Origin of the sequence: Streptomyces sp. CA-142005 (assembly GCF_050942335.1) — a bacterium.
Lineage (GTDB): Bacteria > Actinomycetota > Actinomycetes > Streptomycetales > Streptomycetaceae > Streptomyces.
Genome location: NZ_CP192078.1, coordinates 7310160 through 7336103 on the forward strand (window position 1 = coordinate 7310160; position 25944 = coordinate 7336103).

Consider the following 25944-nt stretch of genomic DNA (forward strand, 5'->3'; position numbering starts at 1 on the left):
GGGGCGCCGCTTCTCGTCAAGGGGACGAAAACAGGAGGGATCGGAAACGGTCAACAAGGGCGTGAAGACGGGCGGGGACGGCCAGGATGGAGGCATGGCATACCACGTCGACTCCGAGGCCGGACGGTTGCGCCGCGTGATCCTGCACCGGCCCGACCTGGAGCTCAAAAGGCTCACCCCCAGCAACAAGGACGCCCTGCTCTTCGACGACGTGCTGTGGGTGCGCCGGGCGCGCGCCGAGCACGACGGATTCGCCGACGTCCTGCGTGACCGCGGGGTCGCCGTCCACCTCTTCGGCGACCTGCTCACCGAGACCCTGGAGCTCCCCGAGGCCCGCGCCCTCGTCCTGGACCGGGTCTTCCACGAGAAGGAGTACGGCCCCCTCGCGGCCGACCACCTGCGCGCCGCTTTCGAGTCCCTGCCCGCACGCGAGCTGGCGGAGGCGCTCGTGGGCGGCATGACCAAGCGCGAGTTCCTGCAGGCGCACGCGGAGCCGACCTCCGTCCGCTTCCATGTGATGGACCTCGACGACTTCCTCCTCGGCCCCCTCCCCAACCACCTCTTCACCCGCGACACCTCCGCCTGGGTCTACGACGGGGTCGCGATCAACGCCATGCGGCTGCCCGCGCGGCAGCGGGAGACCGTCCACTTCGAGGCGATCTACCGGTACCACCCGCTGTTCCGTGACGAGACGTTCCACGTCTGGTCCCAGGGGCAGGCGGATCACCCCTCCACCATCGAGGGCGGTGACGTCCTGGTGATCGGCAACGGCGCCGTGCTGGTCGGCATGAGCGAGCGCACCACCCCGCAGGCCGTGGAGATGCTGGCGTACAAGCTGTTCGCGGCCGGCTCGGCGCGCACCATCGTCGCGCTCGACATGCCCAAGCGGCGCGCCTTCATGCACCTCGACACGGTGATGACCATGGTCGACGGCGACACCTTCACCCAGTACGCGGGGCTCGGCATGCTGCGCTCGTACACCATCGAGCCGGGGGTCTCCGAGAAGGAGCTGAAGGTCACGGACCATCCGCCGGAGCACATGCACCGCGCCATCGCCGCCGCCCTGGGCCTCGGCGAGATCCGGGTGCTGACCGCCACCCAGGACGTGCACGCGGCCGAGCGTGAGCAGTGGGACGACGGCTGCAACGTGCTCGCCGTCGAGCCCGGGGTCGTCGTCGCCTACGAGCGCAACTCGACCACCAACACGCATCTGCGCAAGCAGGGCATCGAGGTGATCGAGATCCCGGGCAGCGAACTGGGCCGGGGCCGGGGCGGTCCGCGCTGCATGAGCTGTCCCGTGGAGCGAGACGCCGTATAGAAATGTGAAAGGTCGTATAGACTTACAGCGTCCGCTGTAGTCGTACCCCTGGAGCGCCCCCCATGGCGACTGTCCCGACCGCCCTCGCCGGCCGCCACTTCCTCAAGGAGCTGGACTTCACCGGTGAGGAGTTCCGCGGCCTGGTCGAGCTGGCAGCCGAGCTGAAGGCGGCCAAGAAGGCGGGCGCCGAGACGCAGTACCTGCGCGGCCGGAACATCGCGCTGGTCTTCGAGAAGACCTCGACGCGCACCCGCTGCGCGTTCGAGGTCGCCGCCGCCGACCAGGGCGCCCACACGACCTACCTGGACCCGTCCGGCTCGCAGATCGGCCACAAGGAGTCCGTGAAGGACACCGCGCGGGTGCTGGGCCGGATGTACGACGGCATCGAGTACCGCGGGGACAGCCAGGCCAAGGTCGAGGAGCTGGCGGCGTACGCGGGCGTGCCCGTCTACAACGGGCTCACCGACGACTGGCACCCCACCCAGATGCTCGCCGACGTGCTCACCATGACCGAGCACAGCGCCCGGCCGCTGACGGAGATCGCCTTCGCCTACCTCGGCGACGCCCGCTTCAACATGGGCAACTCCTACCTGGTCACCGGCGCCCTGCTCGGCATGGACGTGCGGATCGTCGCCCCGAAGGCCTACTGGCCCGCCGAGGACGTCGTCACCCACGCCCGCAAGCTCGCCGAGACGAGCGGTGCCCGGATCACCCTCACCGAGGACGTCGGGGAGGGTGTGTCGGGGGCGGACTTCGTCGCCACCGACGTGTGGGTCTCCATGGGCGAGCCGAAGGAGATGTGGGCGCAGCGCATCGCCGCGCTGAAGCCGTACGCCGTGACCATGGACGTCCTGCGAGCCACCGGCAACCCGGACGTGAAGTTCCTGCACTGTCTGCCGGCCTTCCACGACCTCGGCACCCAGGTCGGCCGCGAGATCCACGAGACCTACGGCCTCGACTCGCTGGAGGTCACCGACGAGGTCTTCGAGTCCGCCCACTCGGTCGTCTTCGACGAGGCCGAGAACCGCCTGCACACCATCAAGGCGGTGCTGGTCGCCACACTCGCCCGCTGACCCTGGTCCACCGCCCCGACCAGCCCTTATCCTGACCGGCGGCCCGGCAACACCCCAGCCCGGGCCGCCGCCGCGACCCCACCCGGTCGCCCGCACCACGCAGAAACGAGCACCACCCGCAATGCCCGCTCCCCGCATCAAGTCCCCGCACCTGCTCGTCGCCGAATCCGGCGCCGACCGCGAGGGCCACGGCCTCAAGCGCACGATGGGCCTCTTCCAGCTCATCTGCTTCGGCGTCGGCGCCATCGTCGGCACCGGCATCTTCGTCGGCCTCTCCGACTCCGTCGCCCAGGCCGGCCCGGCCGTCGTCGTCTCCTTCGTTCTCGCCGCGATCACCTGCGTCTTCACCGCCTTCTCCTTCGCGGAGCTGGGCGGCGCGATCCCGGTCTCCGGCTCCTCGTACTCCTTCGCCTACGCCGGTCTCGGCGAGTCCACCGCCTTCCTGGTCGGCTGGTGCCTGCTGCTGGAGTACGGCATCTCCATCTCGGCCGTCGCCGTCGGCTGGAGCCAGTACGTCAACGAGCTGCTGCACAGCCTCACCGGCGTCCAGCTCCCGGCCGCCCTGTCCGCGGGCCCCGGCGACGGCGGGATCATCAACCTCCCCGCCGTGATCGTCATCGCCATGGCCTCCGTGCTGCTGGTGCGCGGCGTGCGGGAGAGCGCCCGGGCGACGGCCGCCATGGCCGCGGTCAAGCTCGTCATCCTGCTGGCCTTCTGCGCCATCGGCTACAGCGCCTTCAAGCACGGCAACCTCACCCCGTTCTCCCCGGCCGGCCTCGGCGGCATCGGCGCGGGCACCACGGCCGCGTTCTTCTCCTACATCGGCTTCGACGCGATCACCACGGCCGGCGAGGAGGCGAAGAACCCGCGCCGGGACATCCCGGTCGCGATCATGGTCTGCATGGGCATCGTGACCCTGCTGTACTGCGCGGTCGCGCTGGCCGCGATCGGCGCCATCGGCGGCAAGCAGGTCGCCGGCCGCTCCGCCGCCCTCTCCTACGTCGTCAACGAGGTCACCGGCTCCGCCGTCGGCGGCGGAGTGATCGCCTTCGGCGCGGTCGTCGCCATCGCCTCGGTCGTCCTCGCGGTGATGTACGGCCAGACCCGCATCCTGATGTCGATGTCCCGCGACGGCCTGATCCCGCGCGTCTTCGAGAAGGTGAACCCGAAGACCTCCACCCCGGTCGCCGGCACGCTGATCGTCGCCGTGGTCTTCGCGCTCCCGGCGGCCTTCGCCTCGCTCGACGCCGTGATGAACCTGTGCACCATCGGCACGCTCGCGATCATGGCCGTCGTCAACATCGTGGTGATCGCCCTGCGCCGCCGCGAGCCGGGCCTCACCCGCAGCTTCCGCGTGCCGCTCTACCCGGTGGGCCCGCTGCTCGGCGTCGGCTTCTGCCTGTACCTGATGTACGAGACCGGCTGGCAGACCTGGGTCCAGTTCGCCGTGTTCCTCGTGGCGGGCCTGGCGATCTACGCCGGCTACGGCCGCCGGCACTCCACGCTGGCGCGGACGGCCGCCCCCGAGGTCACGCCGAGCGCCGCCGCTGAGCGGGAACCACAGGCAGTCTGAACCACACCGCCTTGCCCGACGGGGTGGGGCGGTGACCGCAGGAGGAGCTGAGGGCGCGGATCAGCAGCAGGCCGCGCCCGCCCTCCTGCCAGACGTCGGGCTGCTCGATGGCCGGCGCGGTCAGCCGACCGGGCGGCGCCGGGTCCGGGTCGTGCACCTCGACCTGGCAGCCGGTCGGCAACAGCTCCACCACCAGCTCTATCGGGCCGCGCCCGGCGGTGTGCTCCACCGCGTTCGCCACCAGCTCCGCCGTGAGCAGCTCCGCGGTGTCGCTGTCGGCCGGGTGCTCCACCTCGGCGAGGGCCGTACGCACCAGGGCACGGGCCACGGGCACCGCCGCTGCGGTGTGCGGCAGTGCGATGCGCCAGGAGGCCGGTTCGGTGGGGCGTTCGTGCAAGGCGAGTCCGTTCATGGAGCAGGCTGTCCTGCTTTCGACTGTAGGAATGGTACGGGCCCGGCCACTTCGGACCGTCGGCGGGCTTCGCCCGGGACCCTCGGCCCCGGTACCGGCGGCTTACCCCGGCGAACGCCCTCCCTCGCCCGCCCGAGCCCCTTGTTACGGCGCTGTCGCCGACCGGTGACGCACGTGACCGGATCCGGCCGAACGACCGCTGCCTGTCGCGCAGTCGTGACGACAGTCACAAACAAGTGATAACTTCGGGGGACAGCGCAACGTACGGCACCGCCGCCCTAGGAGGCCGCACGTCATGAGTCCCTTCACCGGCTCCGCCGCCCGCACCTCCGACTGGGAGCACCTGCGGGTCCAGCTCGCCGACGGGGTCGCCACCGTCACCCTCGCCCGTCCCGAGAAGCTCAACGCGCTCACCTTCGGCGCCTACGCCGACCTGCGCGACCTGCTGGCCGAGCTGTCCCGGGAGCGCGCCGTACGCGCCCTGGTGCTGGCCGGCGAGGGGCGCGGCTTCTGCTCCGGCGGCGACGTCGACGAGATCATCGGCGCCACCCTCGGCATGGACACCGCCCAGCTGCTCGACTTCAACCGGATGACCGGCCAGGTCGTACGGGCGATCAGGGAGTGCCCGTTCCCCGTGATCGCCGCGGTGCACGGGGTGGCGGCCGGCGCCGGAGCGGTCCTGGCCCTGGCGGCCGACTTCCGCGTCGCGGACCCCACCGCCCGCTTCGCCTTCCTCTTCACCCGCGTCGGCCTGTCCGGCGGCGACATGGGCGCGGCCTATCTGCTGCCCCGCGTCATCGGCCTCGGCCACGCCACCCGCCTGCTCATGCTGGGCGAACCGGTCCGGGCCCCCGAGGCCGAGCGCATCGGCCTGATCAGCGAGCTGACGGAGGACGGCCGGGCCGACGAGGCGGCTCACGCGCTGGCCCGCCGCCTGGCCGACGGCCCTGCCCTGGCCCACGCCCAGACGAAGGCCCTGCTGACGGCCGAGCTGGACATGCCGCTGGCGGCCTCGATCGAGCTGGACGCCTCGACCCAGGCGTTGCTGATGAACGGCGAGGACTACGCGGAGTTCCACGCGGCCTTCACGGAGAAGCGCCCGCCGAAGTGGCGGGGGAGGTGAGCCTGCGTGCGCGTGGCGATCATCGGTGGCGGCCCCGGTGGCCTGTACGCCGCCGCGCTCCTCAAGCGGCTCGATCCCACCCGTGAGGTCACCGTCTGGGAGCGCAACGCCCCGGACGTCACCTTCGGGTTCGGCGTCGTCCTCTCCGACGAGACCCTCGGCGGCATCGAACACGCCGACCCCGTCGTCTACGAGGCCCTGCAACGCGACTTCGTCCGCTGGGACGACATCGACATCGTCCACCGGGGTGTCACCCACCGCTCCGGCGGCCACGGCTTCGCCGCCCTCGGCCGGCGCCGTCTCCTCGCGATCCTGCACGAGCGCTGCCGCTCCCTCGGCGTGGACCTGAGGTTCTCCACCGGGGCGCCCCACCCGGACACGCTCTCCGCCGAGTACGACCTCGTGATCGCCGCCGACGGAGTCAACAGCACCACCCGCGCCGCCCATGCCGAGGTGTTCGGCCCGCGGGTGACGACACACCGCTGCCGCTACATATGGCTCGCCGCGGACTTCGCGTTCGACGCCTTCCGCTTCGAGATCGCCGAGACCGAACACGGCGTGATGCAGCTGCACGGCTACCCCTACGCGGCCGACGCCTCCACCGTGATCGTGGAGATGCGCGAGGAGGTCTGGAAGGCGGCGGGATTCGGCGAACTCGGGACGGACGAGTCCATCGAGCGCTGCGCCAAGATCTTCACGGACGCGCTCCGCGGCCGCCCGCTGCACTCCAACAACTCGGCCTGGACCACCTTCCGTACGGTGGTCAACCACCGGTGGTCCCACGGCAACGTCGTCCTGCTCGGCGACGCCGCGCACACCGCCCACTTCTCCATCGGCTCCGGCACCAAACTCGCCGTGGAGGACGCCCTCGCCCTCGCGGCGTGCCTGCGCGAGCAGCCCACACTCGCAGCGGCCCTGGCGGCCTACGAGGAGGAGCGCAAACCCGTCGTCGCCTCCACCCAGCGCGCCGCCCGGGCCAGCCTCGAATGGTTCGAGAACCTGCGGCTCCACCTCGGCCGGCCGCCCCGCCAGTTCGCCTTCGACCTGCTCACCCGCAGCCGCCGCGTCACCCACGACAACCTGCGGCTGCGCGACGCCCACTTCACCGAGGCGGTCGAGCGCGAGTTCGGCTGTCCGCCCGGGACACCCCCGATGTTCACCCCCTTCCGGCTGCGCGGCCTGACCCTGCGCAACCGGGTCGTGGTGTCGCCGATGGACATGTACTCCGCCACCGACGGCGTCCCCGGCGACTTCCACCTCGTCCACCTCGGCGCCCGCGCGCTGGGCGGCGCCGGGCTGGTCATGACCGAGATGGTGTGCGTGAGCGAGGAGGGCCGGATCACGCCTGGCTGCGCCGGTCTCTACACCGGCCGGCAGGCCGAGGCGTGGCGGCGGGTCACCGAATTCGTGCACACCCAGGCACCCGGCACCGCGATCGGCGTGCAGCTCGGGCACTCCGGCCGCAAGGGCTCCACGAAGCTGATGTGGGAGGGCATGGACGAGCCGCTGCCGCACGGCAACTGGCCCCTCGTCGCCGCCTCCCCGCTGCCGTACAAGCCCGGCGCCCAGACCCCGCGGCAGCTCTCGCGCGCTCAACTCACCGACATCCGCGAGCAGTTCACCGCAGCCACCTGGCGGGCCGCGCGGGCCGGCTTCGACCTGCTCGAACTGCACTGCGCGCACGGCTATCTGCTCTCCGGCTTCCTCTCCCCGCTCACCAACCGGCGCACCGACGCCTACGGAGGCTCGCCGGAGCGACGGCTCAGGTTCCCGCTGGAGGTCTTCGACGCCGTACGCGCGGTGTGGCCGGCGGAGCGGCCCATGACGGTGCGCATCTCGGCCACGGACTGGGCCGAGGGCGGCACGACCGCCGAGGACGCGGTGGAGATCGCCCGCGCCTTCGCCGCGCACGGGGCCGACGCGATCGACGTCTCCACCGGGCAGGTGGTGGCCGAGGAGCGGCCGGAGTTCGGGCGGTCATACCAGACGCCGTTCGCCGACCGGATCCGGCAGGAGGTGGGTGTCCCGGTGATCGCCGTCGGCGCGATCTCCTCCTGGGACGACGTCAACTCCCTGATCCTCGCCGGGCGTACGGACCTGTGCGCGCTGGGCCGTCCGCATCTGTACGACCCGCACTGGACCCTGCACGCGGCGGCCGAGCAGGGGTACGAGGGGCCCGGTGTCGTCTGGCCGGCGCCCTACCGCGCGGGCAGCCGGCGCCCGCAGACCGGCCGCACGGACGCCCCGAAGCCGCGGTTGACCCTCGACGGATGACTGCCGGTGCCGTCTGCTGTACTCGACTCGTGGGGCAGTGAGACGAACGGAGACATCATGGGCGTGTCACACGAGTACTTTCTCGCCGGCGACCGGGGCATGGCGGTGGAGCGGGCCACCGGGCCGGGCGTGGACGGGCTCGATGCGGGGGGCATGGACCCTCACCTGGCGCTGCCCCGGCTGGTCGCCTTCGCGGCGGGCATACCGCCCGCCCGCGGGGAGCGGCCCGAACTGGTCTGGCCCGACCCCGGCGAGGTGCCGTACCCCCATGAGACGCCGGCGGCGTCGGGGACCGCCTGGGACGACGGGACGTACCTCGAGGAACTGCCCGACGCCTGGCGGGACACGCTCGACGACGTGGTCGAGGACGCGGTGCCGATGCTCGCTCTTCAGGCGTGCGACATCGGCGAGGCGCACTTCGCCGACTACCTGCAAGCCGAGGACAGCATCCGCACGTTCGTCGGCCTGGCCCACCGCGCCCGGGCGGAGGGAGCACACCTGTACTGCCTGACCTCCCTGTGAAACCGCACCGTCTCACACCCCGGCGAACTCCGCCCCCGCGTCCCGAAGCCGCTCGTGCAGGGCGCGGAACACCTCCGCCGAGCGCACGCCCGGCCAGCCCGCGGGCAGCAGCCGGGCGGGCAGACCGGGGTCGGTGTACGGCAGGTGGCGCCAGGAGTCGAGGGCGAGGAGGTAGTCCCGGTAGGCCTCCTCGGGCGGGGTGGCCGTACGGCGCTCCCAGGCCCGCAGCACCGGGGCGTGCGCGTCCAGGAACCGCTCGTGCTCCTTGGCGATCGCGGCCAGGTCCCACCAGCGGGCGACCGCCTCGGCCGTCGGGGCGAAGCCCAGGTGCTCGCCGCGGAAGAGGTCCACGTACGGGTCCAGGTGCAGCCGGCGCAGGGTGTGCCGGGTCTCCTCGTACAGCCTCGCCGGGGCGATCCACACCCCGGGGGCCGCCGTGCCGAAGCCCAGGCCGGCCAGCCGGGAGCGCAGCACATGCCGCTTCTGCCGCTCCGACTCGGGCACGGAGAACACCGCGAGCACCCAGCCCGTGTCCTCCAGGGGCGTCGTCGCGTAGATACGCCGGTCGCCGTCCTCCAGCAACTGCCGGGCCTCCGGCGAGAGTTCGTAGCCGGCCGCGCCCTGCTCGGTGCGGGCCGGCAGCAGCAGGCCGCGGCGTTTGAGCCGGGACACCGAGGAACGGACGGAGGGCGCGTCCACGCCGACCGCGGCCAGGAGCCGGATCAGCTCGGCGACGGGCACCGGGCCGGGCATGAAGCGGCCGTACGCGCCGTAGAGCGTGACGATGAGGGACCTGGGGGCGTGCTGCTCGGACACGTTGATCATTTTAGGTCGTCGGCATCACTGCCGGTCACCTTCGCTGCGCAGCCGGAAGCGTTGCAGCTTGCCGGTGGCGGTGCGGGGGAGCGCGTCGAGGAAGACGAACTCGCGCGGGCATTTGTAGGGTGCCAGTTCGGACCTGAGGAAGGCGCGCAGGGCCTCGGGGTCGCGCCGGGCGCCCTCGCGCAGCACGGTGTAGGCGACCACCACCTGTCCGCGGGCCTCGTCCGGGCGGCCGACGACCGCCGTCTCCACCACGTCCGGGTGCCGCAGCAGCGCGTCCTCCACCTCGGGGCCGGCGATGTTGTACCCGGCGGAGATGATCATGTCGTCGGCGCGGGCCACATAGCGGAAGTAGCCGTCGGGCTCGCGGACATAGGTGTCACCGGTGATGTTCCAGCCGCCGCGGACATAGGTGCGCTGGCGCGGGTCGGCGAGGTAGCGGCAGCCGACCGGACCCCGCACGGCGAGCAGTCCGGGCTCGCCGTCCGGCACCGGCGTGCCGTGCGCGTCCTGCACCCGCGCCTGCCAGCCCGGTACCGGCACCCCCGTGGTGCCCGGCCTGATCCGCTCGTCGGCCGCGGAGACGAAGATGTGCAGCAGCTCGGTCGCGCCGATGCCGTTGATGACGCGCAGGCCGGTGCGCTCGCGCCAGGCCCGCCAGGTGGCCGCGGGCAGGTTCTCGCCGGCCGACACACAGCGCCGCAGCGACGAGACGTCGTACCCGTCGAGCTGCTCCAGCATGGCGCGGTACGCGGTCGGGGCGGTGAACAGCACCGAGACGCGGTGCTCGGCGATCGCGGGGAGCAGTTGGCGGGGCCCGGCCTGTTCCAGGAGCAGGGAGCTGGCGCCGGCCCGCATCGGGAAGACCACCAGACCGCCCAGGCCGAAGGTGAAGCCGAGCGGGGGGCTGCCGGTGAAGACGTCGTCCGCCCGGGGGCGCAGCACATGCCGGGAGAAGGTGTCCGCGATGGCCAGCACGTCCCGGTGGAAGTGCATGCACCCTTTCGGGCGGCCCGTGGTGCCCGAGGTGAACGCGATCAGGGCCACGTCGTCGGCCGCGGTGCCGACCGCCGGGTACGGCGTGCCGGGTGCCGGGCGGTGCAGGAGGTCGTCGGGGCCGTCCCCGCCGTACGTCGTGATCCGCAGCCCGGGTATGTCGGCCTTCGCCAGGTCGTCCACGGACCGGATGTCGCACAGCGCGTGCCGCACCAGGGCGATCTCGCACATGGTGGCCAGCTCGTGCGGGCGCTGCTGGGCCAGCACGGTGACCGCTATCGCGCCCGCCTTCAGCACCGCCAGCCAGCAGGCGGCGAGCCAGGGCGTGGTGGGGCCGCGCAGCAGCACCCGGTTGCCGGGGACCACGCCGAGGTCGCCGGTGAGCACGTGCGCGATCCGGTCGACCCGCGCGCGCAGCTCGCCGTAGGTCCAGGTGGGCCCGTCCGGGGTGTGGAAGACCGGCCGGTCCGCCTCGGTGTGGTCCAGGAGTTCGGCGGCGCAGTTCAGCCGCTCGGGGTAGCGCAGCTCCGGCAGGTCGAACCGCAGCTCGGGCCACTCGTCGGGCGGCGGCAGATGGTCGCGCGCGAAGGTGTCGACATGGGCCGAGCGATGCATGGCGGTTCGCCCCCTTGCCGTGACAAAACGTCGAGACGGGCGTCGTGGTGGGCACCGGCGTCCTGGTGGGCTCGCGGAACGAGCGTATCGGCTTGGTGACGGCAGTCAAGGTTGCGCGATAACGTCGGGTGGGACGGGGTAGGCCAGGAGGGTGCCCGGCGGTGACGGGAAGGCTGTCGCGGCCCGGCCCCGCGAATTGACGGGGAGGCCGTGGTGGCCCGCCCTCGGGAGATGGCGGCGAGGGGTCCTGCCGACCCGTCGCCGGAAGGCGCTGGGGCGGGCCGCGGTGGTCCCGTCCCGGACGGCGAACGGGACGGGTCACGGTGGCCCGGACCGGAGGGAGGACCGGCAGTGCCCGCATTCTCGCTCGACCCGCGGCAGACGGCCTGGTGCGCCGAGCTGCGCACGGCGGCCGCCGAACGGCTGCGCCCGCTCGCCGACAAGGGCGAGCCCGGACACGTCAACCGACCGCTCCTCGCCGAGCTCGGCCGACTCGGTCTGCTCGCCCGGCTGTTCAGTTCCGGCGCGCTGGACCTGTGCCTGATGCGGGAGTCCCTCGCACAGTCCTGCACCGAGGCCGAGACGGGGCTCGCCCTGCAGGGCCTGGGCGCCCATCCGGTGCACGCCCACGGCAGCGCCGCCCAGCGCGAGCTCTGGCTGCCCCGCGTCGCCGACGGCAGCGCGGTCGCCGCCTTCGCGCTGAGCGAGCCGGGGGCCGGTTCGGACGCGGCCGCGCTGTCCCTCGCTGCCGAGCCCGACGGCGACGGCCGCTGGCGGCTCACCGGCGCCAAGCGCTGGATCTCCAACGCCCCCGAGGCCGACTTCTACACCGTCTTCGCCCGCACCACACCCGGCGCCGGAGCCCGCGGCGTGACCGCCTTCCTCGTCCCCGCCGACCGGCCCGGCCTCACCGGCACCCCGCTGGACATGCTCTCGCCGCACCCCATCGGCGCCCTGGACTTCGACGCCGTGCCGGTCACCGCAGACGACGTGCTCGGCGAGCGTGACCGCGGCTTCGCCGTCGCCATGGGCACCCTCAACCTCTTCCGCCCCAGCGTCGGCGCCTTCGCGGTCGGCATGGCCCAGGCCGCGCTCGACGCCACCCTCGCCCACACCCGCCGCCGCGAGGCCTTCGGCGGCCGGCTGATGGACCTGCAGACCGTCTCCCACCAGGTCGCCGAGATGGCCCTGCGCACCGAGGCCGCCCGGCTGATGGTGTACGCGGCGGCGACGGCGTACGACGTGGGCGCGGCCGATGTGCCGGGGCGCGCCGCGATGGCCAAGCTGCTCGCCACCGAGACCGCGCAGTACGTCGTCGACACCGCCGTCCAACTGCACGGCGCGGCGGCCCTGCGCCGCGGCCACCTCCTCGAACACCTCTACCGCGAGGTGCGCGCCCCCCGCATCTACGAGGGCGCCAGCGAGGTCCAGCGGGGCATCATCGCCAGGGAGTTGTACACCAGGACCGAGGAGGACCGACGGTGACGACCGAGCGCGTCAACCCGCCCGAGCTGTCCCCGCCCACGGGGTTCTCGCACGCCGTCGTCGCCTCCGGCTCGCGCGTGGTGTTCCTCGCGGGCCAGACCGCCCTCGACGCCGACGGCAAGGTGACCGGGGACACGCTCCCCGAGCAGTTCGAGCGGGCCCTCGGCAATCTCCTCGCGGCCCTGCGCGCGGCCGGCGGCACCCCCGCCGACCTCGCCCGGGTCACCGTCTACGCCACGGACGTCGCCGCGTACCGCGCCCACGCCGGCCGGCTCGGCCGTGTCTGGCGGGACCTGGCGGGCCGGGACTACCCGGCGATGGCCGTCGTACAGGTCGTACGGCTGTGGGACGAACGGGCGATGGTGGAGCTGGACGGGTTCGCGGTGCTGCCGTAGGGAGCCCGGGTCAGGCCGCTGTGGCGAGCCGTTCCGCCGGGACGCGGCACGGCGGGACCACGCTGCCGTCCGGGTGCAGTTCGCCGCTGTCGTCGAACACGATCGAGCCGTCGCACAGCAAGGTCCAGCCCTGCTCGGGGTGGGCGGCCACCGGGTGCCGCAGGGCGGGGCCGGACGCGGGGCACGAGGACTGGTCGGAGCACATGGCGCACCTCCACATCGGGATGTGAGGGGCCGGCGGATGCGGCCGCCGCCCGTCATACCTAGACCATGCTCCCGCCGTGAACGCCCCGGAACCGTGCGCCGTGAAGCGTGACAACTCCCGGACAACTCCCGGACGGTTCCATGACGCGCCACCGATGGGGTGACGATCACGCCCGGTGACACGGCCGACCGGTACGAGTGGAGGCCCCCGACCCCATGGAACCGGGAGGTTTCCCATGCACGTTCGCCCCGCCCTCGCCGCGGCCCTCGGCGCCGCCGCCCTGCTGTGTGCCGCCGTCGGCCCGGCCGGCGCCGACCCCTCCGAGACCGTCACCGTCGACACCGCCGGCCATCTCGCGTCCGACGGCACGGTCACGCTCTCCGGCAGCTACCGCTGCACCGCCGGCACCGGAACGGTGTTCGTCAGCTCCTCGCTCAGCCAGAGCGACGCCCAGGTCAAGCACGGCATCGGCGGCAGCGTCGCCCAGTGCGACGGCGCCGAGCACCGGTGGCGGAACACCGGCAAGGCCGACTCCGGGGCCCTCAGGACCGGCCCGGCCCATGTGCAGGCCACGCTCATGGAACTGCGCCCCTCGGGCATCGCCCCGCTGCCCGCCTTCCACGCCGTCACGGACCAGGACATCACCCTCGACCAGAGCTGAGCGGCCGTCACATGCCGTGCATCGGCGACTCGTCGCTGCACGTGAGGTGGATCGTCAGGTCGGCCGGACCGGCGCCGTGCCGCGTGTCGCCCTTGCCGTGCGGGTGCCCGCCGGGCCCGGGCCGCCACCAGGTGGTTTGTGCACGGGGACGATCCGCCGCTGGCGTTGTCGCCGGACCGGTCGTCCAGAACGTCGGCCGCCTCCTCGGAGAGCCGGGTGCCGCCGGCGCCTTGGGGAATGAGCGTGCCGGCGACGTGCCGCGGTGGCTCCGGCGGGTCGGCGGCGAGGGGGACACGGCTTGCGGTGGGCGGGGGACAGGGCGCGCTCATGGGAGCCCGCCCGTCCGGCCCCGCCCACGGGCCGCCCGGGGCCGTCCGATGTCCCTGTCGGCCATCGGCTCGCCTTCGTCACCGACTTCGAGTGGGCTGTGGCGTGGTCACTCCTGCGCGGGCCCCGGCAGCGGCCGGCGCAGGGCCGCCACGAACTTGTACCGCGAACCGCGGTACACCGAGCGCACCCACTCCACCGGGGTGCCCTCCGCGTCCCGCGAGTGCCGGGACAGCGGCAGCATCGGCAGACCCACGTCACGCCGGGCGGCCCTGCCCACGGGTCGCCCGGGGCCGTCCGATGTCCCTGTCGGCCATCGGCTCGCCTTCGTCACCGACTTCGAGTGGGCTGTGGCGTGGTCACTCCTGCGCGGGCCCCGGCAGCGGCCGGCGCAGGGCCGCCACGAACTTGTACCGCGAACCGCGGTACACCGAGCGCACCCACTCCACCGGGGTGCCCTCCGCGTCCCGCGAGTGCCGGGACAGCGGCAGCATCGGCAGACCCACGTCACGCCGGGCGGCCCTGCCCACGGGTCGCCCGGGGCCGTCCGATGTCCCTGTCGGCCATCGGCTCGCCTTCGTCACCGACTTCGAGTGGGCTGTGGCGTGGTCACTCCTGCGCGGGCCCCGGCAGCGGCCGGCGCAGGGCCGCCACGAACTTGTACCGCGAACCGCGGTACACCGAGCGCACCCACTCCACCGGGGTGCCCTCCGCGTCCCGCGAGTGCCGGGACAGCGGCAGCATCGGCAGACCCACGTCACGCCGGGCGGCCCTGCCCACGGGTCGCCCGGGGCCGTCCGATGTCCCTGTCGGCCATCGGCTCGCCTTCGTCACCGACTTCGAGTGGGCTGTGGCGTGGTCACTCCTGCGCGGGCCCCGGCAGCGGCCGGCGCAGGGCCGCCACGAACTTGTACCGCGAACCGCGGTACACCGAGCGCACCCACTCCACCGGGGTGCCCTCCGCGTCCCGCGAGTGCCGGGACAGCAGCAGCATCGGCAGACCCACGTCGGTGGCGAGCAACTGTGCCTCGCGCGGGGTGGACAGCGAGGTCTCGATGGTCTCGTCGGCCTCGGCGAGATGGACGTCGTACACCTCGGCGAGCGCCGTGTACAGCGAGGGCTGGGTCGCCAGCGAGCGGCGCAGGCCGGGGAAGCGCGTCGCGGACAGGTGGGTCGTCTCGATCGCCATCGGGTCGCCGCTGGCCAGCCGCAGCCGCTCGATGCGCAGGACGCGCTCGCCGATGCCGATGCCGAGCAACTCCGACAGCCGCTGGTCCGCCGGGATCTCCCCGATGTCCAGCACCTGCGAGGCGGGGGTGAGGCCCTGGGCGCGCATGTCCTCGGTGTGCGAGGTCAGCTGGAGCGTGCGGTACAGCTTGGGCTGGGAGACGAAGGTGCCCTTGCCCTGGATCCGGTCCAGGCGGCCCTCGCCGACGAGTTCGGTGAGCGCCTGCCGGATGGTGGTCCGGGAGGTGTCGAACCGGACGGCGAGCAGCCGCTCGGCCGGCATCGCCGAGCCGGGCTGCAACTCCTCGGCCATGGCGAGGAGTCGCTGCTTGATCCGGTAGTACTTCGGCACGCGCGCGGTGCGGCCGGACGCCCCCGCGTGCGGCTGGGCGCTGCTGACGTCGGTGGTCATGCCTGCCTTCCCGGCTGTGTCGACGGTCTCCCGTTATAGCGACCAACTGCCCTATGGTCTAGTCCAACTCGCTCGCTCAGGTCCGGTCCAACCCGAGGGCCGGGCGAAAGGGGCGGATGCGGACGGACGCGCTCCGGTGACGTTCTCGTAACGGCCGGAATCGGCTTCCCGGACCACCCTTGACACCCCGAAAGGTCTAGGCCAAGCTCCACCCTACTGGTCTACACCATTAGTGGCCAGGTCCCGAGCCCTACGTGCAAAAGCGTCGTACGCAGGTCACCGCCGAGGGCGTGGGGGGTTAGTGGCATCCCTGAGGAGGGTGGCGTGAAGCGCAAGCTCGCTGCCGCGATCGTGATCGCGGGCATGATGGTCTCCGTTGCGGCGTGTGGCGGAAACGACGGCAAGGACAGCGGCAAGGACGCGGGACCGGACAGCTGGAAGGGCCAGACGCTCACCGTCTGGACCATGGACGGCTCCGCGCCGCCGCAGTGGAGCAAGGACGTGCAGGCCGCGTTCGAGAAGAAGACCGGCGCGAAGCTGAAGTTCGAGATCCAGAAGTGGGACGGGATCCAGCAGAAGATCACCACCGCCCTCTCCGAGGACAACCCGCCGGACGTCCTGGAGGTCGGCAACACCCAGACCCCCGCCTACGCGGCCACCGGCGGCCTCGCCGACCTCGCCGACCTCAAGAAGGGGATCGGCGCGGACTGGACGCCGTCGGTCTCCCAGTCCTCCGTGTACGACGGCAAGCAGTACGCCGCCCCCTGGTACTTCGCCAACCGCGTCGTCATCTACAACAAGGCGATCTGGGCGAAGGCCGGCATCAAGTCCACCCCGAAGACCCGCGACGAGTTCTTCAAGGACCTGGACACCATCGGCAAGAAGACCGACGCCGAGCCGCTCTACCTGCCGGGCCAGAACTGGTACTTCTTCGACGGCCTGACCATCGGCCAGGGCGCCGACCTGGTGAAGAAGCAGGGCGACAAGTACGTCTCCAACCTCGCCGACCCCAAGGTCGCGGCGGCCATGGAGACCTACAAGAAGTACGCCTCCTACTCCAAGGCACCCAAGGACAAGGACGAGGCCACCCCGCAGCAGGCCACGATCTTCGCCAAGGGCAAGACCGGCGCGTTCATCGGCATGGGCTGGGAGGCCGGCACCGCCGTCCAGGCCAACAAGGCCATCGAGAAGGACCTCGGCTACTTCACCATCCCCGGCGCCACCGCCGACAAGCCCGAGGGCGTCTTCCTGGGCGGCTCCAACCTCGCCGTCGCCCAGAACAGCAAGAAGCAGTCCCTGGCCAAGGAGTTCCTGAAGATCGCCCTGTCCGACCAGTACGAGGGCGAACTGGCCAAGCTCAACGGCGTCATCCCGAACAAGACGTCCCTGCAGAGCAACCTCCAGGGCAACGGCGCCGCCGAGGCCGCGGCCCCCGCCGCCGCGGTCGGCGGCACCACCCCGCTGATCCCGGAGTGGGCCGCGGTGGAGAACACCCCGAACCCGATCAAGGCCTACATGACCGCGGTGCTGAACGGCAAGTCCCCGGCGGACGCCGCCAAGCAGGTCGAGGCCGAGATCAACAAGCGCCTGGCCCAGCAGAACTGATGACCAGCGCCGGGGGCGCCGCGGCAGGCGCCCCCGGCTCAGTCGTTCGTACGGCCGGTTCGGCCACGGAAGAGATGGCAACTCATGTCAGTGCAGACCCAAGGCACGGACACGGCCGGGGAGCCCGCTGTCCGCAAGGCCCGGATACCGGGGCCGCCCCGGGGCGCGGACCGTGACTCCGCGTCCCCGTCCCGCCGCGGTGCCGCCGCCCCCTACCTCCTGCTGCTGCCCGCACTGCTGGCCACAGTGGTCCTGCTCGGCTGGCCCCTGGTCAAGAACGGCATGCTGTCGTTCCAGAACCTCAACCCACGGCAGCTCATCCAGCACCTCACCGAGTGGAACGGCGTCGACAACTACCGGCAGGTGCTCTCCGAGTCGGAGTTCTGGCACGTCCTGGAGCGCTCCGTCTTCTTCACCGTCGCCAACGTCGTCCTCATCATGGGCATCGGCATGCTGATCGGCCTGCTGCTGGCCCGGCTAGGCCGGAGGATGCGACTGCTGCTCATGGTGGGCCTCGTCCTCGCCTGGGCCATGCCCTACGTCGCGGCCACCACCGTCTACCAGTGGCTGTTCGCCCAGCGCTTCGGCGTCGTCAACTGGGTCCTGGACAGGCTGGGCTGGCACTCCATGGCCGACTACAACTGGATGGGCTCCCAGTTCTCCACCTTCTCCGTGGTCATCCTGCTGATCGTGTGGCAGTCGGTCCCGTTCGTGGCGATCAACCTGTACGCCGCCACCACCACGATCCCCAAGGAGCTGTACGAGGCCGCGTCCCTGGACGGCGCCGGCGCCTGGCAGAGCTTCGCCTCGGTGACCCTGCCCTTCCTGCGGCCGTTCCTGTACGCCACGACCTTCCTGGAGGTCATCTGGGTGTTCAAGTCGTTCACGCAGCTCTTCGCGATGAACGAGGGCGGCCCCGACCACCTCACCGAGACCCTGCCGATCTACGCCTACGTCGAGGGCGTCGGCAACCAGCACTTCGGGGTCGGCGCGGCGATCTCCTTCCTGACCATCCTGGTCCTGCTCGTCATCACCTCGTACTACCTGCGCATGGTGCTCAAGCAAGAGGAGGACGAGCTGTGAAGCGCTCGCTCTTCGGCCGTATCTGGCCCAACGCGACCGCCGTGGTCCTCTTCGTCGGCTTCGTGTTCCCCGTCTACTGGATGTTCGCGACGGCCTTCAAGCCGACCGGCGACATCATCGCCGAGAACCCGGTGTGGTTCCCGACGAACGTCACCCTCGGCCACTTCAAGAAGGCCGTCGACGCCGACCACTTCTGGACCCTGGTCGCCAACTCCGTCACCGTGACGGTCCTGTCGGTCGTCTTCTCGCTCGTCATCGCCCTGTTCGCGGCCTTCGCCCTGGCCCGGATGCGGTTCCGGGGCCGGCGCGGGCTCATCGTGACGTTCATGCTGGCGCAGATGGCCCCCTGGGAGGTCATGATCATCGCCATCTACATGATCGTCCGGGACAACGACATGCTGGACAGCCTGGTCCCGCTCACCGTCTTCTACACCATGATGGTGCTCCCCCTGACCGTCCTGACGCTGCGCGGGTACGTGGCCGCCGTGCCGAAGGACCTGGAGGAGGCGGCGATGGTCGACGGCTGCACCCGCACGCAGGCCTTCGTCCGGGTCATCTTCCCGCTGCTCGCGCCCGGCCTGATGGCGACCTCGCTGTTCGGGTTCATCACCGCCTGGAACGAGTTCCCGCTCGTCCTGATCCTCAACAAGGACGTCGAGAAGCAGACCCTGCCGCTGTGGCTGTCGCAGTTCCAGACGGCCTTCGGCGACGACTGGGGCGCCACCATGGCCGCCTCGTCCCTGTTCGCGCTGCCCATCCTGATCCTCTTCATCTTCCTGCAACGCAAGGCCGTCAGCGGCCTGACCGACGGCGCCGTGAAGGGATGACACCGCCGATGACCACACTCGCCACCGGCCCGGACACCCTCACCCGGGACGCCCTCGCGGTGCTGCAGCCGGGGTTCGACGGCACCACCGCGCCCGACTGGGTGCGCCGCCGCCTCGGTGAGGGCCTCGCCTCCGTCGCCCTGTTCGGCCGCAACGTCGTCACCGAGGAGCAGGTCACCGCCCTCACCGCCGAACTGCGCGCCGAACGCGACGACCTGCTGGTCGCCATCGACGAGGAGAGCGGCGACGTCACCCGCCTGGACGTGCGCACCGGCTCCTCCTTCCCCGGCAACCACGCCCTCGGCGCCGTCGACGACCCCGGCCTCACCCGGGCCGTCTCCCGCGAACTGGGCCGGCGCCTGGCCGCCTGCGGCGTCAACTTCGACTGGGCGCCGTCCGCCGACGTCAACGCCAACCCCGACAACCCCGTCATCGGGGTGCGCTCCTTCGGCGCGAGCACCGACCTGGTCGCCCGGCACACCGCCGCCTGGGTCGAGGGCCTGCAGTCCACCGGCGTCGCAGCCTGCACCAAGCACTTCCCCGGCCACGGCGACACCAACGTCGACTCCCACCACGCCGTACCCCGCATCGACGTCGACGCCGACACCCTCTACGCCCGCGAACTGCCCCCGTTCCGCGCGGCCATCGCCGCCGGCACCCGGGCGATCATGAGCGCCCACATCCTCGTCCCGGCCCTCGACCCCGACCGGCCGGGCACCCTCTCCCGCCGCATCCTCACCGAGCTGCTGCGCGACGAACTCGGCTACCGGGGCCTGATCGTCACCGACGGCATGGAGATGCGCGCCATTTCCGGCACGTACGGCCTGGAGCACGGCGTCGTCCTCGCGATCGCGGCCGGCGCCGACGCCATCTGCGTGGGCGGCGGACTGTGCGACGAGGGCACCGTGCTGGGACTCAGGGACGCGCTCGTGGCCGCCGTACGCTCCGGCGAACTGCCCGAGGAACGGCTCGCGGACGCGGCGGCCCGGGTGCGGGACCTGGCCGCGTGGACCGCCGGGGCGCGAGCCGCCGCCTCCGCCACCGTGCCCGACCCCGAGGTGGGCCTCGTCGCCGCCCGCCGCGCACTGAGAGTGACCCGGGCCGGCGCCGCCGTACCGGCCGACACACCCGTGTTCGTCGCCCAGTTCGAGCCGGCCCGCAACATCGCCGTCGGCGACCAGACGCCGTGGGGCGTGACCGCCGAGCTGGAGCGGCTGCTGCCCGGCACCGCGTCCGGGTCCTTCACCGGTGAGGGCGGCGGACCGGAGGCCCTCGCCGCCGCCGACGGCCGCCGGATCGTCGCCGTGGTCCGCGACGAACACCGGCACGGCTGGATGCGCTCCGCCCTCGACACCCTGCTCGCCGCCCGCCCCGACACCGTCGTCGTGGAGATGGGCCTGCCGCAGGCCGCCCCGCGCGGCGCCCTGCACATCGCCACCTACGGCGCCGCGCGGGTCTGCGGTGTGGCGGCGGCGGAGGCCGTCGTCGCGGGCTGACCGAAACGGCCACCACCGGCCGCCCGCTTCGTCGCGGGCGGCCCGCTCGACCTTGCTCTTTTCCCGGATCCCAACCGCACCTGCTCGCCCGTGCTGTCCAGAGGAATCGCATGCAAACGCCCCACCCCCACCTCCACCGAGCAGCCTCCACCCGCCCCTACTTCAGCGCCGACGGCGAGACCTACCTCGCCCCGACCCCCCTGCGCCACATCGAGAAGTCCCAGCCCCTCAGGGTGCTGTCGGACGAGGACTTCGCCTTCTGGCAGACCTACGGCTACGTCGTCGTACGGGAGGCCATCACCCCCGGCGAGGCCAAGCAACTCCTCGACTTCGCCTGGCGGTTCCAGGGCCTCGACCCCGACCGCCCCGACACCTGGTACGAGGAACCGGAGTTCCGCTCCGAACTCGACCGGCACCTGTTCATCTACGGCTTCGTCGAGGCCTACCACCACCAGCTCCTCTGGGACAGCCGCCAGACCCGGCGGGTCTACGACGCGTTCGTGGACGTGTGGGACTGCCCGGAGCTGTGGGTCACCCTGGACCGGCTCAACCTCAACCCGCCCAACACACGCACCCGTTCGCGCTCCCTGATCGAGCCCACCGACGAGGGCTTCGACATCGAGCTGCACTGGGACGTCGACACCACCCTCGCCGTCCTCCCGCAGCGCGTCCAGGGCATCATCGCGCTCAACGACACCCGGCCCGAACTCGGCGGCTTCCAGTGCGCCCCCGAGCTCTTCCGCCGCTTCGAGGAATGGCGCGTGGCCCAGCCGCCCGGCCGCGACCCGGTCCGCCCCGGCACCGACCGCGCCGAGTTCCCGGTGATCCGCCCCGACCTCCAGGCCGGCGACCTGCTCATCTTCAACGGGCTGCTGGCGCACGGCGTGGCACCGAACCTCTCTGACAACGCTGTCCGAGCCGTCCAGTACCTGTCGATGATGCCCGCCCTGGAGGAGGCGACCGCCCTGCGCGACTCCCGCGTCCACTCCTGGCGCACCCTCGCGACCCCCGACTGGAACGCCACCCTCCTCGGCGACGCCCGCAAGCCGGAGGCCGACCGCTACGGCCCGGCCACGCTCGACCCGCTCGGCAGAAAACTGCTCGGCCTGGACTCCTGGACCACCGCCGCGGAAGAGGCACAGTGAACCGGATCTGCCTCTGCCTGCCCACCAACCGGGCCTGCTCCGCCACCCTCACCGCACTCCACGACGAGGCCGCCTACGCCGCTCGGCGCTTCGGCGCCGACGTCCAGCTGCTCATCCTCGACTCCTCCGACGCCCGCACCCGCGCCCGGCACGCCCGCGTCGTCGCCGGACTCCACCCGGCGACCGGCGTCACCGTCCACCACCTCGACGAGGACGCCCAGCGCGCCTTCCTGCGCCGGACGATCGAGCGAGCGGGCCTGGCGGAACCCGAGCGCCTCCTGCACCTGATGCTCCCGCCCGCCGTCTCCTACGGCGCCTGCACCAACCGGGCCTTCCTGCTCGCCGCCGCCCTCGGCTGCCACTCGCTGCACCGCAGGGACTCCGACAGCACCTACCAACTGCTCGCAGGACAGCCGGTGTTCCCCGTCCACCACGAGCTGCCCTGGCTGGGCGGTCCGGTCGCCGAGGCCACGGCCGCCGGTCTGCCCACCGACCTCGACCCGGCGCTGCTGGGCCGCCCGGTGTCACTGGCCGGAGCCTCCTTCATCGGCGAACTCTCCGTGGACCTGGGGGAGATACGGCACCTGGACGAGGGCGTGTACCACGACGTCGTCAGCCTCTGGGCGCCCAGCGACTGGTCCGAGGAACGCAAACGGCACCTGGTCGAGGAGTCCTTCACCGGAGCGGGCACGGCAGCCTTCACCGGCGACCGGGCGACCCTCACCGTGGTCGACCCCATGCGCGTCGACATGTGCAACATCGCCTTCGACCGCGCGATCTACGAACGCGTCCCCCTGCCACCCGCCACCGACACCATCGGCAGCGACTACTTCCTCCTCCACCTGGTCCACGACGCCGGCCTGCCCGGCATCCTGCACAACCGCCACATAGAGAACTTCCACACCCCCGAACGCCGCACCGACACCGGCTTCCCGGCCTACCAGCGGCGGTTCGTGAAGTTCCTGCTGTCCATGCTCTACTTCCACCACGTCTACGACCGCATGGCCGCCGAAGGTGCCGGGTTGCTGGACGACCGGCATCGGGTGCGGCCCGACCGGATCGTGGACTTCCTGCGGGAGAGCACCGGCCTGGACCGCACGGAGAACATCTGGCGCCTGGACCGGGTGGACACGGCGTATCGCAAGCTGGGCGGCCGGTACGCGACGTTCGCCGACCAGCTCGCGGCAGAGCGCGAACGGTTATGGGACGAGGCGGAGTCGGACATGGAGGACTTCGCACACCTGGTCGAGGTCTGGCCGGCACTGATCAAAGCAGCCTGCACATGAGCGCCCCGAAGGAGCGCGGGGCCCTGTCTGATATGCGGCTACCGCCGCGCGGGCGCGATCAACCACGGTGGACCCGCCCTCGCACGACGGCACATCCGGGCACGTCCGTAGGCGCACTCGGCACCGCACTCGCCGCAGCCGAATCCGACCGCGTCATCTACGACCTGACCGGCATAGAGCACCAATACGACGCCCTGCTCAACGAGTTGCCCGGCACCCACATCCGCTTCGCCCTCAAGGCCTGCCCCGTCGACGAGGTCCTGCACACCCTCGCAACCCGCGGATCGGGTTTCGACGCGGCAAGCCCTGCTGAAATCACGCAAGCACTACGCACTGGCGCCTCAGCCGACCGCATCCACTACGGCAACACCATCAAGTCCGACCAGGACATAGCCGAAGCCCACCGCCTGGGTGTCCGCACCTTCGCCACCGACAGCGTCGAGGACGTCACCGCCATCGCCGCACACGCCCCAGGGGCACGGGTGTTCTGCCGCCTGGCCACCGGAGGTGACGGCGCCCTGTGGGGCCTGAACCGCAAGTTCGGCTGCGTCCCCGACGACGCCGTCCGCGTGCTGGAGACCGCCCGTGACGCCGGACTCACCCCGGCCGGCCTGTCCGTGCACGTCGGCTCCCAGCAGATGACCGGCGAGGCCTGGCAGCAGGCCCTCGACACCCTCGCCGGGACCCTGTCGGCGCTGGCCGGGCGGGGGATCCTACCGGACCACGTCAACCTCGGTGGCGGCCTGCCCGCGCTCGGCTACCGGGACCGCCACGGCAACCCCCTCGACCCGCCGCTGGACAAGATCTTCACCGTGCTCCGCGAAGGCATGGACCGGCTGCGCGACCTCACCTCCTCCCCGCTCGACTTCGTCATGGAACCGGGCCGCCACCTGGTCGCCGACCACGGTGCCGTGCGCGCCCACGTCTCCCGGCTGACCCGGCGCCGGCAGCCGGACGGAACCGAGGAGCACTGGCTCTACCTGAGCTGCGGCAAGTTCAACGGCCTCTACGAGATGGACCAGGTGACGCACCGCATGGTGTTCCCGGGCCACCTCGGGGCGCGGGAGCACGTCCTCGCCGTCGTCGCCGGCCCCACCTGCGACAGCGACGACGCCTACGGCGCGGGCCGGTATCCGGTGCGCGTGCCGGCGTCCGTCACCTCCGGCGACCCGGTCTGGATCCTCTCCGCCGGCGCCTACGCCACCAGCTACATGACCCAGGGGTTCAACGGCGTCCGCCCGCTGCCCTGCGTGTGCGTCCGCGGCCAGGAAGGACACCACTGACATGACCCACCTGATACGCGGCATCACCGAGGCCGACTGGCCCGAGGTCGTGGCCCTGGAAGCCGAGGCGTACGCGGACACCGCGCTCACCGAGGGGGAGGCCGCACTGCGCGCCCGGGCCGCGGCGGGCACCGGCCTCGTCCTGGACCTCGACGGCCGGATCGCGGGCTATGCACTGGCCCTGCCCTACCCGATGTTCCGCTGCCCCGACCTGACCCGCGCCGAGCACGCCGCCCACTGCTCCACCAACCTGCACCTGCACGACCTCGTCGTCACCGCGCCCCTGCGGCGCAGGGGGCTCGGCAGCCGGATGGCCCGCCACCTGACGGACACGGCCCGCACCCGCGGTTTCCGGACCATGTCCCTGATCGCCGTCGCCGGCAAGGAACCCTTCTGGCGGGCCAACGGCTACCGCGCCCACCACGAGGCGCACGTCCCGGCCGGCTACGGCGCCGGCGCGGTGTACATGTCGGCGCGGGTCGCCGCCGTACGGAAGGCGAGCTGATGCCCACCCCCTCCTTCCCGCGTGCCAAGTGGTCGATCGCGGCGCTGTTCTGCTTCCTCGGCCTCCAGTACGGCACCTGGGTCTCCCGCCTGCCCGCGCTCAAGACCCGGCTGGACCTGGGCTCCGGGGAGGTGGGCCTGCTGCTGATGGTGTGCGGGGCCGGCGCCGCGGCCTCCTTCCCGCTGGTCGCCGTCCTGATGCGGCGTCTCGGCTCCCGGCGGCTGGCCCTGGCCTCCGCCCTCGGCCTGGTCGCCGTACTGGCCGCCCTCTCCGCCGTACCGAACTACCCGCTCGCCCTCCTCGCCGTCTGCGCCGACGGAGTCGCGGTCGGCTGCCTCAACGTCGCCATGAACGCCCAGGGCGCCGCGCTGGAGAGGGCCTACGGCCGCACCGCCATGTCCCAGCTGCACGCCACCTTCAGCGCCGGTCTGCTCGCCGCCGCCCTGCTGAGCTCGGGCGTGACCACGCTGACCGCGTCGGTGCCGGCACATTTCGCCGTGGCCGGGGCGCTGTTGCTGCTGCTGCTCGCCGGCGCCCGCTCCGGGCTGCTGGACCACACCCAGCCGGGCACGCCGGGCGAGCCGAAGCGGAACCGGCGCCCGGTCCTGCCCTCCTGGACGACTCTGCTGATGGGCTGCGCCATGGCCTTCGGCACCATCACCGAGGGCGCGATGAACGACTGGTCGACGCTCTACCTGAAGGACGTCGTCAAGGCCTCGGCGTCCGTGGCGCCGCTGGGCATCGCGGTCGTCTCCGTGATGATGCTGCTGGCCCGCCTGAGCGCGGACCGCTGGCGCAGTCGCTGGGGCGACGGCCGGGTGGTACGGGCCGGCAGCGCGGTGGCCGCCGCCGGCCTGGCCCTCGCCCTGCTCGCCGGCGGGCTGGTCCCGACCCTCCTCGGCTTCGCCTGCGTCGGCCTCGGCGCGGCCGCCGTCACCCCGTGCGTCTACGTCGCCGCCGCCGGCCGCGGCTCGGACGCCCTGGCCCTGGTCGCCGCGATGGGCACCACGGGCCTGCTGGCGGGCCCGGCCCTGATCGGCTTCGTCGCGAGCACCACGAGCCTGACCCTCGGCATGGCGACCGTCGCCGCGTCGGCCCTGATCGTGACACTGACCGCGTTCCGCATCCCCTGGCCCGGCCACCGCACCCCGGCACCCGCGGCCGAACCCCGGCCTTCGTTCAGCGGTCCGTGAGGATCTCCAGGTCGTCCACGTGCCGGCACATCTCCGCGCCGGCCGGGGTGCGTGCACCCGGCCGGCGTGTGGGAAATCGTC

General features: G+C 72.2%; 23 protein-coding genes and 3 pseudogenes. 18 read left to right on the plus strand and 8 right to left on the minus strand.

The features are described 5' to 3' along the window. Nucleotides 1–94: 94 nt before the first annotated feature. The 3 genes from ACQPXS_RS34045 to ACQPXS_RS34055 all read left to right on the plus strand — a co-directional run bounded on the left by ACQPXS_RS34045 (nt 95) and on the right by ACQPXS_RS34055 (nt 3964). The gene (locus ACQPXS_RS34045) at nt 95–1318 is read left to right on the plus strand and encodes an arginine deiminase (protein WP_365330755.1); all 1224 of its coding nucleotides are present in this window, start codon (nt 95–97) and stop codon (nt 1316–1318) included. A 62-nt stretch (nt 1319–1380) separates the two neighbouring features. Then, nucleotides 1381–2391: an ornithine carbamoyltransferase gene (argF, locus tag ACQPXS_RS34050; protein WP_433453215.1), complete on the plus strand. Its 1011-nt coding sequence runs from the start codon at nt 1381–1383 to the stop codon at nt 2389–2391. A gap of 121 nt (nt 2392–2512) precedes the next feature. Beyond that, nucleotides 2513–3964 (plus strand): amino acid permease, encoded by a 1452-nt coding sequence (locus ACQPXS_RS34055; RefSeq protein ID WP_433453217.1) that lies wholly within the window; start codon nt 2513–2515, stop codon nt 3962–3964. On the opposite strand, the gene ACQPXS_RS34060 is transcribed toward ACQPXS_RS34055, so the two are convergent. After that, nucleotides 3921–4376 carry an ATP-binding protein gene (locus ACQPXS_RS34060; RefSeq protein ID WP_433453218.1) on the minus strand — a complete coding sequence of 152 codons (456 nt, stop codon included), beginning with the start codon at nt 4374–4376 and terminating at the stop codon, nt 3921–3923. The two genes, ACQPXS_RS34055 and ACQPXS_RS34060, sit on opposite strands and share 44 nt — an antisense overlap. Nucleotides 4377–4671: 295 nt before the next feature. On the opposite strand from ACQPXS_RS34060, the gene ACQPXS_RS34065 reads away from it, so the two are divergent. Genes ACQPXS_RS34065 through ACQPXS_RS34075 form a run of 3 tightly spaced genes read left to right on the plus strand, consistent with a single transcriptional unit; the run spans nt 4672 to nt 8295 of the window. Next, nucleotides 4672–5499, plus strand: coding sequence for an enoyl-CoA hydratase family protein (locus tag ACQPXS_RS34065; RefSeq protein WP_433453220.1), 828 nt, complete (start codon nt 4672–4674; stop codon nt 5497–5499). 6 nt (nt 5500–5505) lie between these two features. Continuing rightward, nucleotides 5506–7773, plus strand: a complete 2268-nt coding sequence (locus ACQPXS_RS34070) for a bifunctional salicylyl-CoA 5-hydroxylase/oxidoreductase (protein ID WP_433453222.1) — start codon at nt 5506–5508, stop codon at nt 7771–7773. A 57-nt stretch (nt 7774–7830) separates the two neighbouring features. Next, entirely contained in the window at nt 7831–8295 is a 465-nt protein-coding gene (locus ACQPXS_RS34075) for a hypothetical protein (protein WP_433453223.1), read from the plus strand. A gap of 12 nt (nt 8296–8307) precedes the next feature. On the opposite strand, the gene ACQPXS_RS34080 is transcribed toward ACQPXS_RS34075, so the two are convergent. Continuing rightward, nucleotides 8308–9120, minus strand: coding sequence for a PaaX family transcriptional regulator (locus ACQPXS_RS34080; RefSeq protein ID WP_433453225.1), 813 nt, complete (start codon nt 9118–9120; stop codon nt 8308–8310). A gap of 15 nt (nt 9121–9135) precedes the next feature. Then, the gene (locus ACQPXS_RS34085) at nt 9136–10833 is read right to left on the minus strand and encodes an AMP-binding protein (RefSeq protein ID WP_433456063.1); all 1698 of its coding nucleotides are present in this window, start codon (nt 10831–10833) and stop codon (nt 9136–9138) included. A 246-nt stretch (nt 10834–11079) separates the two neighbouring features. Here ACQPXS_RS34085 and ACQPXS_RS34090 point away from each other — a divergent pair, with 246 nt between their 5' ends. Further along, on the plus strand, nt 11080–12213 hold the full coding sequence (locus tag ACQPXS_RS34090) for an acyl-CoA dehydrogenase family protein (RefSeq protein ID WP_433453227.1): 1134 nt from the start codon (nt 11080–11082) through the stop codon (nt 12211–12213). Then, on the plus strand, nt 12210–12608 hold the full coding sequence (locus tag ACQPXS_RS34095) for a RidA family protein (protein ID WP_351806177.1): 399 nt from the start codon (nt 12210–12212) through the stop codon (nt 12606–12608). The genes ACQPXS_RS34090 and ACQPXS_RS34095 overlap by 4 nt, the downstream gene beginning before the upstream one ends. A 10-nt stretch (nt 12609–12618) precedes the next feature. Here ACQPXS_RS34095 and ACQPXS_RS34100 read toward each other — a convergent pair whose 3' ends face one another. Beyond that, complete coding sequence (locus ACQPXS_RS34100) at nt 12619–12813, minus strand: DUF5999 family protein (RefSeq protein WP_433453228.1); 195 nt, start codon at nt 12811–12813, stop codon at nt 12619–12621. Between the two features lie 235 nt (nt 12814–13048). On the opposite strand from ACQPXS_RS34100, the gene ACQPXS_RS34105 reads away from it, so the two are divergent. Next, on the plus strand, nt 13049–13474 hold the full coding sequence (locus ACQPXS_RS34105) for a DUF6299 family protein (RefSeq protein WP_433453230.1): 426 nt from the start codon (nt 13049–13051) through the stop codon (nt 13472–13474). A gap of 436 nt (nt 13475–13910) precedes the next feature. Here the strand turns inward: ACQPXS_RS34105 and ACQPXS_RS34110 are convergent. The 4 genes and pseudogenes from ACQPXS_RS34110 to ACQPXS_RS34125 form a co-directional block, all read right to left on the minus strand. Then, nucleotides 13911–14060 (minus strand): annotated as a pseudogene (locus tag ACQPXS_RS34110) (UTRA domain-containing protein); the annotation flags it as partial. 100 nt (nt 14061–14160) lie between these two features. Beyond that, a pseudogene (locus ACQPXS_RS34115) lies at nt 14161–14310 on the minus strand (UTRA domain-containing protein); the annotation flags it as partial. A gap of 100 nt (nt 14311–14410) precedes the next feature. Next, nucleotides 14411–14560, minus strand: a pseudogene (locus ACQPXS_RS34120) (UTRA domain-containing protein); the annotation flags it as partial. A gap of 100 nt (nt 14561–14660) precedes the next feature. Continuing rightward, complete coding sequence (locus ACQPXS_RS34125; RefSeq protein ID WP_433453232.1) at nt 14661–15440, minus strand: GntR family transcriptional regulator; 780 nt, start codon at nt 15438–15440, stop codon at nt 14661–14663. A gap of 324 nt (nt 15441–15764) precedes the next feature. Here ACQPXS_RS34125 and ACQPXS_RS34130 point away from each other — a divergent pair, with 324 nt between their 5' ends. The 9 genes from ACQPXS_RS34130 to ACQPXS_RS34170 all read left to right on the plus strand — a co-directional run bounded on the left by ACQPXS_RS34130 (nt 15765) and on the right by ACQPXS_RS34170 (nt 25863). After that, nucleotides 15765–17045 (plus strand): extracellular solute-binding protein, encoded by a 1281-nt coding sequence (locus ACQPXS_RS34130; RefSeq protein WP_356305226.1) that lies wholly within the window; start codon nt 15765–15767, stop codon nt 17043–17045. An 84-nt stretch (nt 17046–17129) separates the two neighbouring features. Further along, complete coding sequence (locus tag ACQPXS_RS34135; protein ID WP_433453234.1) at nt 17130–18128, plus strand: carbohydrate ABC transporter permease; 999 nt, start codon at nt 17130–17132, stop codon at nt 18126–18128. Further along, on the plus strand, nt 18125–18955 hold the full coding sequence (locus ACQPXS_RS34140) for a carbohydrate ABC transporter permease (protein ID WP_351806189.1): 831 nt from the start codon (nt 18125–18127) through the stop codon (nt 18953–18955). The genes ACQPXS_RS34135 and ACQPXS_RS34140 overlap by 4 nt, the downstream gene beginning before the upstream one ends. Nucleotides 18956–18963: 8 nt before the next feature. Then, nucleotides 18964–20451 carry a glycoside hydrolase family 3 protein gene (locus ACQPXS_RS34145; RefSeq protein ID WP_433453236.1) on the plus strand — a complete coding sequence of 496 codons (1488 nt, stop codon included), beginning with the start codon at nt 18964–18966 and terminating at the stop codon, nt 20449–20451. 110 nt (nt 20452–20561) lie between these two features. Beyond that, a complete protein-coding gene (locus ACQPXS_RS34150) occupies nt 20562–21596 on the plus strand; it encodes a phytanoyl-CoA dioxygenase family protein (RefSeq protein ID WP_433453238.1) in 1035 nt (344 codons plus the stop codon). Beyond that, entirely contained in the window at nt 21593–22882 is a 1290-nt protein-coding gene (locus tag ACQPXS_RS34155) for a DUF6271 family protein (protein WP_433453240.1), read from the plus strand. The genes ACQPXS_RS34150 and ACQPXS_RS34155 overlap by 4 nt, the downstream gene beginning before the upstream one ends. Beyond that, nucleotides 22879–24165 (plus strand): type III PLP-dependent enzyme, encoded by a 1287-nt coding sequence (locus tag ACQPXS_RS34160; protein ID WP_433453242.1) that lies wholly within the window; start codon nt 22879–22881, stop codon nt 24163–24165. Before ACQPXS_RS34155 ends, ACQPXS_RS34160 begins: the two co-directional genes overlap by 4 nt. 1 nt (nt 24166) lies before the next feature. Continuing rightward, on the plus strand, nt 24167–24670 hold the full coding sequence (locus tag ACQPXS_RS34165) for a GNAT family N-acetyltransferase (RefSeq protein ID WP_433453243.1): 504 nt from the start codon (nt 24167–24169) through the stop codon (nt 24668–24670). Further along, nucleotides 24670–25863: an MFS transporter gene (locus ACQPXS_RS34170; RefSeq protein ID WP_433453245.1), complete on the plus strand. Its 1194-nt coding sequence runs from the start codon at nt 24670–24672 to the stop codon at nt 25861–25863. Before ACQPXS_RS34165 ends, ACQPXS_RS34170 begins: the two co-directional genes overlap by 1 nt. The last annotated feature ends 81 nt before the right edge of the window (nt 25864–25944 follow it).

What these genes read in the sequence shown, in the direction of transcription:
- ACQPXS_RS34065 (WP_433453220.1), top strand. Translation starts at nt 4,672, where the DNA reads ATGAGTCCCTTCACCGGCTCCGCCGCCCGCACCTCCGACTGGGAGCAC.
- ACQPXS_RS34045 (WP_365330755.1), top strand. Translation starts at nt 95, where the DNA reads ATGGCATACCACGTCGACTCCGAGGCCGGACGGTTGCGCCGCGTGATC.
- ACQPXS_RS34100 (WP_433453228.1), bottom strand. Translation starts at nt 12,813, where the DNA reads ATGTGCTCCGACCAGTCCTCGTGCCCCGCGTCCGGCCCCGCCCTGCGG.
- ACQPXS_RS34125 (WP_433453232.1), bottom strand. Translation starts at nt 15,440, where the DNA reads ATGACCACCGACGTCAGCAGCGCCCAGCCGCACGCGGGGGCGTCCGGC.
- ACQPXS_RS34075 (WP_433453223.1), top strand. Translation starts at nt 7,831, where the DNA reads ATGGGCGTGTCACACGAGTACTTTCTCGCCGGCGACCGGGGCATGGCG.
- ACQPXS_RS34135 (WP_433453234.1), top strand. Translation starts at nt 17,130, where the DNA reads ATGTCAGTGCAGACCCAAGGCACGGACACGGCCGGGGAGCCCGCTGTC.
- ACQPXS_RS34145 (WP_433453236.1), top strand. Translation starts at nt 18,964, where the DNA reads ATGACCACACTCGCCACCGGCCCGGACACCCTCACCCGGGACGCCCTC.
- argF (WP_433453215.1), top strand. Translation starts at nt 1,381, where the DNA reads ATGGCGACTGTCCCGACCGCCCTCGCCGGCCGCCACTTCCTCAAGGAG.
- ACQPXS_RS34060 (WP_433453218.1), bottom strand. Translation starts at nt 4,376, where the DNA reads ATGAACGGACTCGCCTTGCACGAACGCCCCACCGAACCGGCCTCCTGG.
- ACQPXS_RS34165 (WP_433453243.1), top strand. Translation starts at nt 24,167, where the DNA reads ATGACCCACCTGATACGCGGCATCACCGAGGCCGACTGGCCCGAGGTC.
- ACQPXS_RS34055 (WP_433453217.1), top strand. Translation starts at nt 2,513, where the DNA reads ATGCCCGCTCCCCGCATCAAGTCCCCGCACCTGCTCGTCGCCGAATCC.
- ACQPXS_RS34170 (WP_433453245.1), top strand. Translation starts at nt 24,670, where the DNA reads ATGCCCACCCCCTCCTTCCCGCGTGCCAAGTGGTCGATCGCGGCGCTG.
- ACQPXS_RS34105 (WP_433453230.1), top strand. Translation starts at nt 13,049, where the DNA reads ATGCACGTTCGCCCCGCCCTCGCCGCGGCCCTCGGCGCCGCCGCCCTG.
- ACQPXS_RS34080 (WP_433453225.1), bottom strand. Translation starts at nt 9,120, where the DNA reads ATGATCAACGTGTCCGAGCAGCACGCCCCCAGGTCCCTCATCGTCACG.
- ACQPXS_RS34160 (WP_433453242.1), top strand. Translation starts at nt 22,879, where the DNA reads ATGAGCGCCCCGAAGGAGCGCGGGGCCCTGTCTGATATGCGGCTACCG.
- ACQPXS_RS34150 (WP_433453238.1), top strand. Translation starts at nt 20,562, where the DNA reads ATGCAAACGCCCCACCCCCACCTCCACCGAGCAGCCTCCACCCGCCCC.